The organism is Peribacillus sp. V2I11, from assembly GCF_030817135.1.
In the GTDB taxonomy this organism is placed as follows: domain Bacteria; phylum Bacillota; class Bacilli; order Bacillales; family DSM-1321; genus Peribacillus; species Peribacillus simplex.
Genome location: NZ_JAUSYW010000002.1, coordinates 107,430 through 121,694, shown reverse-complemented (window position 1 = coordinate 121,694; position 14,265 = coordinate 107,430). Strand labels below are relative to the sequence as shown.

Here is a 14,265-nt window from a genome sequence, read left to right as displayed (position 1 = left end):
CGTCACCTCTATTAACTACATATTAACTAGCAGGGTTTTGTTCATCCTTTTTTCCATGTAAGTTGCTCAGTGGTAGTGGCGGACATTTATGCCGTGTTAAATAAGAAACAACGAGAATCGTAATCAAGCCCGCAAGCATGGAAGCGGTACGGAAAGGGAAATATACTGTCCCGTCCTCAATCAAAGGGTACGGAATGATAGGAGGTAATCCGAGTAACGGTTCTCCACCACCGACCCGTAATAATAAGGCGACAATAAATCCAGAGAGTGCTCCGTACCAGTTCGCCCATTTGTAGTACAGGGCACAGGTAAGTTGAGGGAACAAGATACAGTAGACCAGGTCACTCGATAAGTACCATAACGCATAGACACTTTTAGCGTTTAAAGCGATCAATGTTGCACCAATACCAATCAAGATGATACTGCGTTTAATAATCTGTTGCAGTTGATGAGGGCTTGCTTTTGGTTTTACAAGCGGACGATAGACATTCCAAGCTGCCATGCCTGATGCCGACAAGAGTGATGCGGCAACTGCTGACAAAACTGCTGCAGCCAATCCACCAAGGGCAATGGCACCAACAAGGCTAGGTGTCATATATTTAAATACATAGGTTAGGATCATTGAAGAGTTTTCCGGAGCTGCAGTCCCGAGTGATGCCCAATCAGCATTAAAACCTGCAATTCCGATTAACGCAGGTGGAATCGCACAGAAGAAGCATAGAATTCCAGCCCAAATCGATAACCACATCGCCACATTTTCGCTTTTTGCAGATAGAACGCGTTGGAAATAAATTTGCCAAGGTATCCCTCCGAACACTAATAAAAGTGTGTAATCCCACCAATACCAGAAAGAATTTCCCCAATTAGGATCATTCCATCCAGTTAGAGGAGGAAAAAGACTCATCATTCCTTGCATGTTTTCGGCGTAATTATCAAAAGCCACTTGAAAGCCTCCAACATTGGAAAAGGCAAAGGGTAAGACTATTATCAAACCGAAGAACATAATAGAAAGCTGTAGGACATCAGTATGAGCGATCGCCCAAAGACCACCGACTACGGTATAGGCAATTGCTACGATCGCTGAAATAATAATTGAAACAGTGAAACTTAAACCGAGAATAACGCTGAATGTCGTCCCAAGAGCCGTTAGCATCGCAGCGCTCCAAAACAATTCACCAAGAAGAGAAGGGAAGTAGAGAAGTCCAGTCATCTTATACCCGAAACGAGACTCAAGAGGATCCAGCATGGTCATAAATTCCATACGCCGCATCTTTCGTGCGAAAAAAATCCCTCCAATAATCAAGCTAAGCCCATATGCCCATGGCCCTTGTGTCCAAACAATTCCGGAAGAATGAATCGTTTCAGCGGTTCCGGCAATGTAACCTCCGCCAACCCAGGTCGCTGTCATCGTAAACATGGATAACCATAGCGGCATCGACCTTCCAGCAACAAGCATATCATCGGTTTTCCCTCGCCTTTTCTCGACTGCTGTCGCACCGATGTAATAGAAAATGCAATATAAACCCAGCATGATTAGTAGACCAGGCCAATAAATACTTTTCTTAACGATAAGAGAATAAAAGATCGTAAAGCTGGTAAAAACGATAAAACCGGCAATCGTTGTTTTTAAAGGAGTCCAAAATTGTCGCTTTGAACTTACTGAAGGATCAATAGTTATCTGCTCCTGGTCTTGTCTAGCCTGATTTCCATTCAAATGCATCCCTGCTTTCTTAAAATTAGGTATAGTGCCTAATATTGCAAGCGCTTTCATCTTATTACTTTTCAGTATGTTTTTGAAAGGATAGGAGAAAATGTGCGACCTTGATATTAAAATAAGACGGTCTGACTCAAGGACCATCTTATTTTAGGGGGTGAACATGTATACTGCAAACTGTTACTTCGTTCGACCCTTTGTTCTAAATCTTTTTAATGGTATTAACTAATATCACAAAAACTGTTTTCCCACCAATTGTATTTAAATTTTGAGAGTAAGAATTTATGCAGGGAGGTTCGACTTTAAACGGTTCTATGAATCAAACTACTAAACTACTTTTTATTAAGGAAAAAAAATAAAGGTTGCCTCTTTAAGGTGTGGAAGCTTCTTTGTCTATTGGAGTATATTCTATAGGGGTAAGGTTTTACCTACTAGCGGTTTTTTGTTTAGTTGCTCTTTCATTTTCTTTCTAATGAACGTGGGGCTTTAGGCTTCACATTCAAAGGAAAGTGGTTTTGATAGTTGTTTTTGTTAATTTCTGCATTTTTTTACCGACCAAGCATTACTGGATAGTAACACTAAAGATCGGTAAAGATTAGATGTCTTACCACATCGTTGTTTTCCTCTATTTTGAGTAGAGAACCTATTAATCACAATCAATTTCTTCAATCATTTTAAACAATTCTTTCGATCGAAATGCATGGACCAATTTTTTTAACCACAAGTAATATTGGGTTGAATCTTGAAGTTGTTGAAGATCTTTTATTGCTTTTTGTTGTATAGCATCGGGGACATCGGGATTGTCCAATAGAGAATTTAATTTTTCAGTGGCTTTTTCAATGGCTTGCATATTGACAGAGAGTTCCCGATCCCATTTTTTACAAAAAAATGAAAGGAACGATACAAAAAAGTCTTTCTCTGCTTTGTATAAATCTTTTCGTTCCCCTTTTCGCCAAACCTTTTGGACCATTTCTATATCAACAAGAGAATGGATTCCTGTACTCATGCTTGGTTTGCTCATTCCTAAACTTTTGCTCATCTGATTTAATGTCATCGGTTCCTCACTAAAATATAGAACTCCGTAAAGCCTTCCAATGGAATGTGTTACCCCATATAGGTCCATTGTTTCTGCTATAGCATCAATCACAAGTGATTCCGCTTCTTCAAGAATTTCTATGTGATCCTTCTGTTCTTCCATATAGACACACGCCCTCTCTACCATATTATATCACCTCCTTATTTCATCAAAATAATACATAAAATATAAAAAAATATAAATTTAATATAAACAGAGAAAGATTGAATGTCAACGTAAAAATAATCTGAATATTCCGTATTGACTGATAATATTTTATGTACTATACTTTCGGTATATTAAAAACGTTAAAAATTTTTTTAACGAATTCCAATTTCTGGAGGTGCTGATTTGGCAATGAAACGAATGTACATCAATGGTAAATGGGTTGAGGCTAAGAGTAGTGAAAAAAGGGAGATTATCAATCCTTTTAATCAAGAAGTCATTGAAACGGTTCCGCGGGGGAGCCGGGAAGATACTAAAGAAGCAATTCAAGCGGCAAGAAGTGCTTTTGATGAAGGGGTTTGGGGTAGCCTCACGGCGGCGGAAAGAGGAGATCTTCTTTATCAAGTTGCTCAAAAAATAAAAGAGTATAAACAAGAGTTGGCAGAGTTGGAGTCACTGAATACAGGGAAAACTTTGACAGAAAGTCTTGCAGATATGGATGGAATTGCAGGTGTGTTTCAATATTATGCCGGGCTTGCTGATAAAGACGGCGGTCTTATGATCGAATCTCCCAATCCAAACTCGGTCAGTCGTGTTGTACGGGAACCGGTTGGGGTTTGTGGATTGATTGCACCTTGGAATTACCCATTGCTTCAGGCTTCATGGAAACTAGCTCCAGCATTGGCTGCTGGGAATACAGTTGTGTTAAAACCAGCAGAAATTACACCTCTTACATCGATTAAAATGTGTGAGATTTTTGAAGAAGTAGGCTTTCCAAAAGGTGTTGTGAATCTTGTGTTGGGTCCGGGCTCATCAGTCGGTTCGGAATTGGCTGAAAATCCACTCGTCGACCTTATTTCATTTACAGGTGGAGGAGAAGCAGGTCGACACATTATGAAAGCAGCGAGCGGTAACTTTAAAAAGATTTCGATGGAACTTGGAGGGAAAAATCCAAACATTGTGTTTGCCGATGCAGATTTCGATACTGCTGTTGACTATGCACTTAATGCTGTGTTCTTTCATGCTGGACAAGTGTGTTCTGCTGGCGCCCGCTTGTTAGTTGAAAAGAAAATTCATGACCGTTTTGTAGAAGCGATCGTAGAACGAACAAAGAAAATAAATATTGGAAGCGGTTTCAGTGAAGGGACCGAAATGGGTCCTGTTATCTCAGCCGAGCATTTAGAATCGATTGAACAATATATTCAACTTGGAATCCAAGAAGGAGCTACACTTGCCGTCGGTGGAAAACGTCCGAGTGCACCTGAATTACAAAAGGGATATTTTATCGAACCAACGATTTTTACAAACTGTCATACGAAAATGCGGATTGTGCAAGAAGAATCCTTTGGTCCTGTCATTACAGTTGAGACTTTTGAAACAGAAGAAGAAGCTGTTCGACTAGCTAATGATAGTTTGTATGGATTAGCTGGGGCGGTTTGGACAAATGATATGAATTGTGCTGAACGGATTGTCAAAAAACTACGTATGGGGACTGTTTGGATTAACGATTTTCATCCATACTTTCCACAAGCGCCATGGGGTGGCTATAAACAATCCGGTATTGGCCGCGAATTGAGCCATGTGGGCCTTGAAGAATATACAGAAATTAAACATATATATATGAATACAAATCCAGAACCTATGCACTGGTTTAAAGAAGAAAATGCAAAAGTCGAATTAGTTTAAATAAGAAGATTACTATACTTAATTTTATAAAAATAGATGAAGGAGTGATCTAGATGTTTATGAGATTTGAGAGAATGGGAAGATTAAAAAGCTTTGAAGTTCCAACCGTTTTAAAACACGGGATAGGTGCAGCCAAACATACAGGTGAAGAGGTCAAGAATCTGGGCGTCAGCAAAGTATTGCTTGTCACTGATCCTGGTGTTAAAAAAGTAGGATTAATAGATCCAGTTGTTAAAAGTTTAAAAGAGGCACAAATTGAAGTTGTTATTTTTGACCAAGTTGAACCGAATCCTTCTGTTCATGTTGTGGAAAAAGGAACATCTATTTATAAATCATTATCTTGTGATGGGCTTGTTGCTGTCGGTGGAGGGAGTTCCATGGATACAGCAAAAGCGATTGGTGTGGAGGTCGTTCATGGCGAGCCTGTATTAAACTATGAAGCAGCTGAAGGTAAAAAACCGCTGGAAAAACGCATCCCTCCATTAACGACTATTCCAACAACAGCTGGTACAGGAAGTGAGGTAACTCAGTGGGCGGTTATTACTGATCCTGTTCGTGAATTTAAATTTAATACGGGCGGTCCATTAATCGCTGCACATTTAACAATCATTGACCCTGAACTGCATGTCTCAATGCCAGCGCATATTACTGCGGGCACTGGTGTTGATGCCCTTTCACATGCAATCGAGTGTTATACATGCCACTATTCCCAACCAATAACTGATGCAGTAGCGTTGCTTGCAATCGAATACGTAGCCAAATATTTACGCCGTGCTGTTTCGAATGGAAAAGACATTGAAGCTCGTTATGGAATGGCACAAGCAGCCATGCTTGCAGGCTTATCATACGGCAGTGAGTCTGCTGGTGCTGCACATGCAATGGCCCAAACTCTTGGAGGAATTCATCCTGTTGCACACGGACCTTGTGTTGCAGCCATGCTTGGACCAGTAATGGAGTATAACTGGATGGGAGAGCCAGAAAAATTTGCCCGTATTGCTCAGGCTATGGGTGTGAATACTCATGGGATGAGTTTGGAAGAAGCAGCAAAAGCCGCAGTTACAGCAGTATATCAACTTGTTGAAGACGTTGAAATTCCAACACTTGCGGAACAAGGTGTACCTGTTGAAGCGATTGAGCGCTTAGCCAAGGAAGCATTTAATGATCCGCAAACTGTTGGTAATCCACGAGATATCAATGTTAAAGGATATGAATGGATATACCGTCGTTGCTTCAATTTGGAGAAACCTACATTGGAAACTAAAACTACTAAAATTCCAGTAGAAATCGGTTAAATTAAAAAAGAGGAGTGCGGCGTATATTTGCCATATTCCTCTTTTTATGCCATTGTGGCGAGCGAGGATGGAAAGTGAACTCCCGAAAGCCACTCAGTATCATTAGATACTTTCCTGTGTAAGATTTATGAAACTACGTTTAAGGCGGTTAAAATTAGGAACTTTAAAAAACTAAAACATTTGAGGTGCTAAAATGAGCGAAAAAACTTTGACCCAAAACGAGTTGAAATTTTTAGATGAAAAGCCAGGTATTAAGTTAATTAAGGCAGGTTCCTATAATTTAAATGAATTGAGTGAGTTGCGAGGAACACCGGATTTAAAGGGACAAATTATTGATGCACCTGTCACAGACAAAAAAGAAGTATTAACAATGGGTTACTTTGCATTGCAACCTTCAGTAGATTATTCAGCAGAATTTAATTTTATAGAGATAAAAGTAGTTACAAAAGGGAAAATGGTAGTGCGTGATGTCGAAGGGAATAAATATGTAGCAGAAGTTGGAGATGTTTTAATCTTTTCTCCTAAGACAACAGTTATTTTCGATGGAGAAAGTGATGGAGAAGCAGTTTATTTTAAGAATGTGGCAGCTAATCCTTCTTATTTATGATAACCCCACCCCACTAAGTGAAAACTTGGAGTGTAGTCTTTCCTTAGTTCTTTCTTTCTAGCAAATACGAAGATTAATAAATTCCTATATAATAGACTCTCGGTAATTACCGAGAGTCTATTTGAAGTATAAAGAAGGAATTACTGCTTAAGAAATTTTTTCTTTTGGGATCGAGGTAAAGTCTTCTTTGACCTCTTCCTTTAAAGCCTTGAATAAAGACCAACACATGATAACCATAATAATCGCAAAGGGAAATGCAGCTGCCATGGAGGCAGTTTGAAGGACCTGCAAACCACCTGCCATAAGTAACACAGCGGCAACCATTGACTGAATGACTCCCCACGTAATTTTAATTTTATTTGAAGGGTTTAAATTACCTCTTTCGCTTAGCATACCCAACACAAAAGTGGATGTATCAGCTACCGTTATATAATAAATCATCATGACTGTAAAACCTACGATACTTAATAAAGAACTTGCAGGAAGATAATCAAAAAAACTGAACACGGATAAATCAACATTTGAAGTAATTTGCGTGGCTAATTCCTTTTGACCTAAGTTATGGATCATATGGAGAGCTGACCCACCAAAGATGGAGAGCCAAGCAAACGTACCAAGTGAAGGAACGAATAATACGCCAATGACAAACTCCTTTATCGTCCTTCCTTTAGAAATTCTGGCAATAAACATGCCTACACAAGGTGCCCAAGCAATCCACCATGCCCAATAGAATAATGTCCAACTCCCAATCCACTTGCTGTCACCAAAGGGCTCTAAGTTTAAACTCATATCAACGAAATCACTTAAATAGCCGCCCATCGTGCTAAAAAACACTTTGAAAATTGTAGAAGTCGGGCCCAGTACTAAGACTAAGAACATGATCAAAAACGATAGGATCATGGCCGTGTTGGATAAAAATTGAATCCCTTTTTCTAATCCAGTGGTTATAGAGATTAAGAATAGGATGGTTGCAACGGCAATAACGGTGATTTGAACCAGAAGAGTGTTTGGAATACCAAATAAGGCATTAAGTCCACCTGAAATTTGCATGGCACCCAAACCGAGAGAGGTAGCTATACCGAAGATGGTGGCAAAAACCGCAAGGATATCAATCGTTTTACCAATTGGACCATGAATTTTTTCCTTTAAAAGAGGATAAAATGCAGAACTCATTGATGCCGGTAAACTCCTGTTAAATTGGAAAAAAGCAAGGGCCAAACCAATAAGGGTGTAAATAGCCCAGGGATGGAAACCCCAATGAAAAAATGTATACTGCATCGCTAAATTAGCTGCTGCTTCTGTTTGTCCTTCTCCAGTAGGTGGACTCGTATAATGAAATACAGGTTCAGCAACACTCCAAAAGACAATTCCTACTCCTGAACCTGCACCAAAAAGCATAGCTAACCATGATGCTGTCTTAAATTCTGGTTTGTCTGTTTCCTTCCCCAACCTAATATGACCATATTTAGAGAATAATAAATAAACAGAAAATAGAACAAAAAAGAGGGCTGAACCAAGATAAATCCAGCCAAAGTAGTCTATGGTACCATTAAAAAAGGTAGTGGTAATCGTTGATAGGCTCTTTGTAAAAAAGATCGCCCAAATAATGAAAGCAACCGTTAATAGGACTGAAACATAAAAAACGATATTTTCGTTTATCCTCTTTTTACTCAAATTAACTCCTCCTTTACTTCGATAAAAGTGGCTCCTGAGAATTCGGTTGTGGGCTGCATCCCGTTTTCTGCTTATTTTTAATCAAATTATTCTAAAGATACTCAAGGTTTATTACTAGTTTAGTAAATAATGCAGTAAGTAAAATTAAAACTCTTAAAATCTATTGTGGAGTATTGAAAACATTATTTTTACATTCTCTGTTTCCTCCTATCAACAAGTAAACGCTTATGTTGTTTTAATTTCTATTTTTTAACAATGTCTAATCATGATAATACCATAATCAAAATTAGAAGAAAATGTGATTATGTTAAAATATCTAAAAATTCAAAAAATATAATAAGCTTAATTATTCTTATCCGTATGATTATACTACCCTTCAGAAAGTCTATTTAATAGGCTATCCCCAAAAATAAACATTACTACAAAATAAAAAGGATTCAAGTTAAGACCCTTTAAAATCCTTAAAAATAGCAAGATATGACAGTTACAAATAAAAGTAGAATAATAATATCAAAACATTATTTGGTATATATTCTAATAATAGGTAAAAATTAAGATCGCAATTTCCATATGCCCTCTCATAAATGAAGGATCCTTATAGGATCCTTCATTGCTGCTATAGAATGCATTTTTATGTTACACTCAAAATTAATTATCATAAATTCGAGGTGGTTAATATGAAAAAACAAACAGAAAAAAATAAAGAAACGCAAACTGTCCGAATGATGTCTTACTTTATTAATGCAACTGCAGATATTATCACAGATGAGGGAATTGATAGAGTTACTATAAGAAAAATCGCTGATTTAGCAGGTTATAACAGTGCAACGATTTATAACTACTTTGAAGACTTATCCCATCTCATTTTCTTTGCTTCTATGAGATTTGTAAAAAAATACACGGATGCTTTACCAACTTATCTTTTGAGAGCAAGAACACCCTTGGAAAGATATTTTTTAATTTGGGAATGTTTTTGTAAATATTCTTTTGAATCTCCACAAATCTACTATGCGGTATTTTCGGCTAATTTAGGTACTCATCCGATTAACCTGACAAAATATTACGAATATTCCCCGACTGATTTGGTAGCATTTCCAGATGATATAAAGCCAATGCTTTTAGAATCTAATTTATCTAAGAGAACTCTTATTGCCTTTAATCAATGTATCAGCGAAGGATACATTCAAGAGAAGAATGCTGAACGGATCGCAGAAAGTCATTATTTAATCTGGCAGGGCATGCTTACCATGTTTATCAATAATAGATCTACTTATACTGTTGATGAAGCAGCAGAAGTAACTGTTAATCATATTCGTAATACCATTCTTTAAACAATAATTGATAAATCAAACGACTTCTTGTTTCGACTTTTGGGACATAAATCATAAGAATGATAAATGGAAATGCTGCTGCAAATGATGCAGGGTGCTTCTTAATAACTGCACGACAGATATAAGAACTCAGAGCAATTCCTTAGCCGAATCGGCAGATAAGCCTGGAATAAATTAATGCATCTAAAACAAACCCTTTGATTGCACTTCCTGAAGCTCCCTAAAAACGTTCCCCATGCTTTCCACCATACCTAATAAAATAATGTCTAGATTGAAGCTTAAGAATTTTCCTAATAGGTTTTTTCTTAAGCTTGTACATAAAATTGGTCTAGATAGATTCCTAATGTGTTGGTAAACACTTAAAAATTTGAGCTGTCATCCTACTATCGCCTAAATGATCATAAGCGAAATGGTAATCAAAAATATTAGTATTTGATATAACTTTCATTCCCAAATCAATGTTATTAACTAATTCACCCTCTTTTTTAGAGAGCGCTTACAATAATTATCACTAATTTATATTTTAAATTTTTAAAATATTTAAAATATTATTTACTTTGTTAAAAAACGGTAATATAATTATCTTAATTATTAAGTAATCATGATTATTTAATAAAATTATAGAGTTGAAATAAGGGGGTTTTCTGTACAGAAGATTGAATTTATATACTTATCATATTATTCAGAAAATTTTCTTGGTGATTTAAGATTCAAAGAACTAGAAATGTAAGTACATCCTTATGCAGATTTTCAAAGTAAAAAAGTTTACCATCCTCCTAGAATACATCTTGCAACTTCCTCAAGATTACAAAAAATTGCCCCATCTTAAATTTCAGCTTATCAGTCTGTAAACAATGCTACTATTTAAAAGTTTAAAAGGAACATTGTACAACTATTATTTTTTTAGTGTAATCGTGCAGGTCAATTAGAAAAATCGGTCAACGTTTTTCGCATGTCAATTTTCAACTTCTTTTGGTATACAAGGAGCAATCGTTATTGAATGTGAACATAGTAATCCTTATAACATATTAAGAATAACCCAACTAGTTACTATGTAGGTAAAAGAGGGGAGTGGGACGGAGAGTTATGGGACAAAAGAAAATTGTCATCATAGGTGCAGGTGTTGTTGGATGTAGTACAGCCTATTATTTAAATAAAATGGGGCAGCGAAACATAACTGTTATTGAACAAGGACCGTTATTTGAAACAGGGGGATCCACATCGCATGCTCCGGGGCTTGTGTTTCAACTTGGTTTTTCCAAAGTGCTAACAAAATTGGCCTCTCAAACAGTAGAAGCGTTCAAAGAGTTAAGTCATGAAGGTCAACCCTCTTTCTATTCGGTAGGTAGTCTTGAAGTTGCAAATACTCAGGAACGTTTAGACGATTTGAAACGAAAAGCAGGCGTTGCTAAATCATGGGGAATGGAGACATTTGTTCTTTCACCAGAAGAATGTGCCCAAAAAAACCCGTTACTCAACTCAGATAACATTTATGGTGGTCTTTATGTACCGTCAGATGGAATTGCCAAACCTCTTCGGGCTGTTGACCAAATGGCTCATTTTTCTAAATCTTGCGGAACTAAGTTTTATGGTCACACAGAAGTAACGGACATCGAGGTAGTGGATGACCAGGTAAAGGCAGTGGAAACAAGTGCAGGACGGTTTGAAGCGGACTTGATCATTTGCTGTGCCGGATTCTGGGGACCTCGTATTGGAGAAATGGTAGGCGTCACCATTCCACTTCAACCAATCGCTCATCAATATGTATTTTCGAATGACTTACAAGAACTTGCTGCTGAAACGGAAGAAGTATCAATGCCGATTATCCGTCATCAGGATAGTGCTATGTATTATCGCCAAGTATTCAATGGGATAGGAATCGGGTCTTATCAACATCGACCATTGCCTGTTGAGGTCAGTGAAATTACGAAATATGGCGAAGCGAAAGAAATGCCATCTGTAAAGCCTTTTACACCTGAAGATTTTGAAAAGCCATGGGAAGATGCTCAGGAACTCATTCCTGCATTAAAACAAGCCGGCGTGAAAAGAGGAATAAACGGGATATTCTCCTTTACACCAGATGGGATGCCGCTGCTAGGAGAATCACAAAAAGTTCGTGGTTTTTGGGCTGCAGAAGCTATATGGGTAACTCATTCTGCCGGCGTTGGGAAAGAAATGGCTGAATGGATTGTAAATGGAGCACCAACCCTCGATTTGGAGTTGTGTGATATTAATCGTTTTGACACTTATGCACAAAGCCCCGCTTATTATAAGAAACGCTCTATTGAAAATTATGAAAAAGTATACGATATTCATCATCCGTTCATGCAGCCGGAAACATCACGCGACATGCGTGTAAGTCCATATTATATGCGTCAACAATCACTAGGGGCTTATTTTAACGAAAAATCGGGCTGGGAACAGCCACAATGGTTTGAAGCAAATGATTCGCTTGTTGCAACGTATGAAAAAAGCATCTTGGAGCGCAAAGGATGGGCTGCCCAGTATTGGTCACCAATTATCGAAGCTGAACATCTGCATACTCGTCAATACGCTGGACTTTATGATGTGACAGCAGTAAAAAAACGGTTGGAAATCAGTGGAGAAGGAGCGCTTGAGTTTCTACAACACCTCACAACAAGCACGATTGATATTCCAATCGGACAGGTGACGAGTACACTGATGCTTCATGAATTAGCTGGTATAAAAGATGAAATAAAAGTGATTCGTACCGCAGCTTCAACATTCTTTGTTCTTTGCACAGGAGCAGTTGAAGCTAGCTGGATTAAAAAACAAGTACCTGTATCCAGCCAGGTTGTGATTCAAGATCTAACGAACGGAATGTGTGGTCTTAGCGTAATAGGTGGAAAGGCGAGCGAGATAATGAATTCTCTTGATTCTCGGGCTTTTGTTAAAAGTGAATGGGAGATTGGACAGGCCAAAGAAGGATTTATCGGTAATGTTCCAGTACTCGCAGTGTACGATTCCTATGCCGGAACAAAGAGATGGGAGCTATTCACAACATCCGATCAAGGATTAAAGTTATGGGATGTCCTATTTGAAGCAGGACGCCACTATCAGATCATTGCTGCAGGAGACCGTGCACTTGAAAGTCTTCGAATCGAATCACTTTCACTAAGAAACGGTAAGGACTTTTGGAGTGAACATAATCCTTATGAAGTAGGACTCGACCATTTGGTCGACCTTAACAAACCAACTTTCATAGGGAAACAATCATTGCTTGACCGCAAGGCAAATGGACCTAACCTATTGTTAACTCCATTACTACTGGATGATCCTTCAATGGTTGTTATGGGGTATGAACCAGTATTTGATGAAGATAAGGTAGCAGGTTTTGTAACAAGTGCTGGCTATGCATACAACTTTGGTAAGGGGATTGTGTATGCCCTGTTATCACCTGAAACTGTCCATAAAAGTAGCCAATTGAGTATTGAATACTTTGGGAAACGCTATACTGCAACAAGAATGACCCAATCCGCTGTGAGGGCTCATCAGTAAAATCAAAACAGCCAGGAGGATTATATATGTCGACACATTATGATGTTATTGTTATCGGTTTAGGAGCCATGGGCAGTACAGCTGCTTATCAATTAGCAAAGAGAGGTCAGCGTGTGCTTGGGCTTGAGCAGTTTGGTCCCGCACATGATCAAGGATCCAGTCACGGCGGATCACGGATCATTCGACAATCTTATTTTGAAGATCCAGCTTATGTTCCATTATTACTTCGTGCATACGAATTATGGGATGAGATTAAGCGAGAGAGCGGAGAAGAGATTATGACGGTTACGGGAGGATTAATGATGGGTCCTCCAGATAGTTTAACTGTATCCGGTAGTATTAAAAGTTCGAAACAGTGGGACCTTGCTTATGAAGTGCTGGAGGCAACTGATATTCGCGGACGTTTCCCGGTGTTTAACCCATCACCTAACACAATCGCATTATACGAAGAAAAGGCTGGATTTGTCAGACCAGAACGTAGTGTATACACCCATCTTCTTCATGCAGAGAAGCATGGTGCCGACCTTCGATTCTTCGAATCTGTTCAATCGTGGGAAGCACATCCTTCTGGTGAAGGTGTCCGTGTTGTGACAAATAACGGAACATATGAAGCTGGAAAAGTGGTCATTTCTGCAGGAGCCTGGGCACCACAAATCTTGAAAGACTTAGGGGTAAACTTACAAGTAGAGCGACATATTCAAATGTTCTTTGAGCCAACAAGAGGAATTGAGCCGTTCCGTGTTGGAAATCAACCGATTTATATATGGGAAGCAGATGACAATGTGCAATTATATGGTTTCCCTTCTGTAGGAATAGGTGCAGAAGGAGCAAAAGTCGCCTTTTTCCGCAAGGGAAAACCGTGTACACCAGAAACCATTGACCGAAATGTGCATAGCGATGAAGTGGACATGATGAGAGAGTATCTGGCCCAAGGAATTCCACAACTAAACGGTCGCTTTTTACAAGGAAAAACATGTATGTATACAAACACACCGGACGAACATTTTGTCATTTCTGCACATCCCAATCATCCACAAGTGGCAGTTGCAGCTGGATTTTCTGGACATGGATTTAAGTTTGCAAGTGTTGTAGGGGAAATATTAGCGGATTTAGTGATAGATGGAAAAACAAATCATCCCATTGATTTATTCAGCCCGCAGCGTTTTGCCTATCAGTAAGTTTTTTACAATAGATAAAACACC

The 14,265-nt window shown here is 38.5% G+C and carries 9 protein-coding genes; 6 read left to right on the top strand and 3 right to left on the bottom strand.

Annotated elements, in window-relative coordinates; translation table 11 throughout:
* Positions 1 to 22 precede the first annotated feature (22 nt).
* Both QFZ73_RS27130 and cudC read right to left on the bottom strand, forming a co-directional pair.
* Complete coding sequence (locus QFZ73_RS27130; protein ID WP_373459050.1) at positions 23 to 1,720, bottom strand: high affinity choline transporter 1; 1,698 nt, start codon at positions 1,718 to 1,720, stop codon at positions 23 to 25.
* A gap of 640 nt (positions 1,721 to 2,360) precedes the next feature.
* Positions 2,361 to 2,936, bottom strand: coding sequence for a choline uptake/conversion transcriptional regulator CudC (gene cudC, locus QFZ73_RS27125; RefSeq protein ID WP_307273534.1), 576 nt, complete (start codon positions 2,934 to 2,936; stop codon positions 2,361 to 2,363).
* A 210-nt stretch (positions 2,937 to 3,146) separates the two neighbouring features.
* Here cudC and betB point away from each other — a divergent pair, with 210 nt between their 5' ends.
* From betB to QFZ73_RS27110, 3 genes are all read left to right on the top strand, one after another.
* Positions 3,147 to 4,640, top strand: a complete 1,494-nt coding sequence (gene betB / locus QFZ73_RS27120) for a betaine-aldehyde dehydrogenase (RefSeq protein WP_251433171.1) — start codon at positions 3,147 to 3,149, stop codon at positions 4,638 to 4,640.
* 53 nt (positions 4,641 to 4,693) lie between these two features.
* Complete coding sequence (gene gbsB / locus QFZ73_RS27115; RefSeq protein ID WP_251432914.1) at positions 4,694 to 5,932, top strand: choline dehydrogenase; 1,239 nt, start codon at positions 4,694 to 4,696, stop codon at positions 5,930 to 5,932.
* Positions 5,933 to 6,125: 193 nt separating this feature from the next.
* A complete protein-coding gene (locus QFZ73_RS27110; protein ID WP_307273529.1) occupies positions 6,126 to 6,539 on the top strand; it encodes a cupin domain-containing protein in 414 nt (137 codons plus the stop codon).
* Positions 6,540 to 6,686: 147 nt separating this feature from the next.
* Here the strand turns inward: QFZ73_RS27110 and QFZ73_RS27105 are convergent, their stop codons facing one another.
* Positions 6,687 to 8,213, bottom strand: coding sequence for a glycine betaine uptake BCCT transporter (locus QFZ73_RS27105; protein WP_307273526.1), 1,527 nt, complete (start codon positions 8,211 to 8,213; stop codon positions 6,687 to 6,689).
* Between the two features lie 677 nt (positions 8,214 to 8,890).
* Here QFZ73_RS27105 and QFZ73_RS27100 point away from each other — a divergent pair.
* From QFZ73_RS27100 to solA, 3 genes are all read left to right on the top strand, one after another.
* Positions 8,891 to 9,544, top strand: coding sequence for a TetR family transcriptional regulator (locus QFZ73_RS27100; protein WP_251432904.1), 654 nt, complete (start codon positions 8,891 to 8,893; stop codon positions 9,542 to 9,544).
* A 1,086-nt stretch (positions 9,545 to 10,630) separates the two neighbouring features.
* Positions 10,631 to 13,063, top strand: a complete 2,433-nt coding sequence (locus QFZ73_RS27095; RefSeq protein ID WP_307273522.1) for a GcvT family protein — start codon at positions 10,631 to 10,633, stop codon at positions 13,061 to 13,063.
* Between the two features lie 26 nt (positions 13,064 to 13,089).
* Complete coding sequence (gene solA / locus QFZ73_RS27090) at positions 13,090 to 14,241, top strand: N-methyl-L-tryptophan oxidase (RefSeq protein WP_048883410.1); 1,152 nt, start codon at positions 13,090 to 13,092, stop codon at positions 14,239 to 14,241.
* Positions 14,242 to 14,265: the final 24 nt, after the last annotated feature.

Bases quoted from the DNA above. Each gene is read 5' to 3' on its own strand.
- QFZ73_RS27095 (WP_307273522.1), top strand. From the start codon at position 10,631: ATGGGACAAAAGAAAATTGTCATCATAGGTGCAGGTGTTGTTGGATGT.
- QFZ73_RS27110 (WP_307273529.1), top strand. From the start codon at position 6,126: ATGAGCGAAAAAACTTTGACCCAAAACGAGTTGAAATTTTTAGATGAA.
- QFZ73_RS27100 (WP_251432904.1), top strand. From the start codon at position 8,891: ATGAAAAAACAAACAGAAAAAAATAAAGAAACGCAAACTGTCCGAATG.
- gbsB (WP_251432914.1), top strand. From the start codon at position 4,694: ATGTTTATGAGATTTGAGAGAATGGGAAGATTAAAAAGCTTTGAAGTT.
- betB (WP_251433171.1), top strand. From the start codon at position 3,147: ATGAAACGAATGTACATCAATGGTAAATGGGTTGAGGCTAAGAGTAGT.
- solA (WP_048883410.1), top strand. From the start codon at position 13,090: ATGTCGACACATTATGATGTTATTGTTATCGGTTTAGGAGCCATGGGC.
- QFZ73_RS27130 (WP_373459050.1), bottom strand. From the start codon at position 1,720: ATGCATTTGAATGGAAATCAGGCTAGACAAGACCAGGAGCAGATAACT.
- cudC (WP_307273534.1), bottom strand. From the start codon at position 2,936: ATGGTAGAGAGGGCGTGTGTCTATATGGAAGAACAGAAGGATCACATA.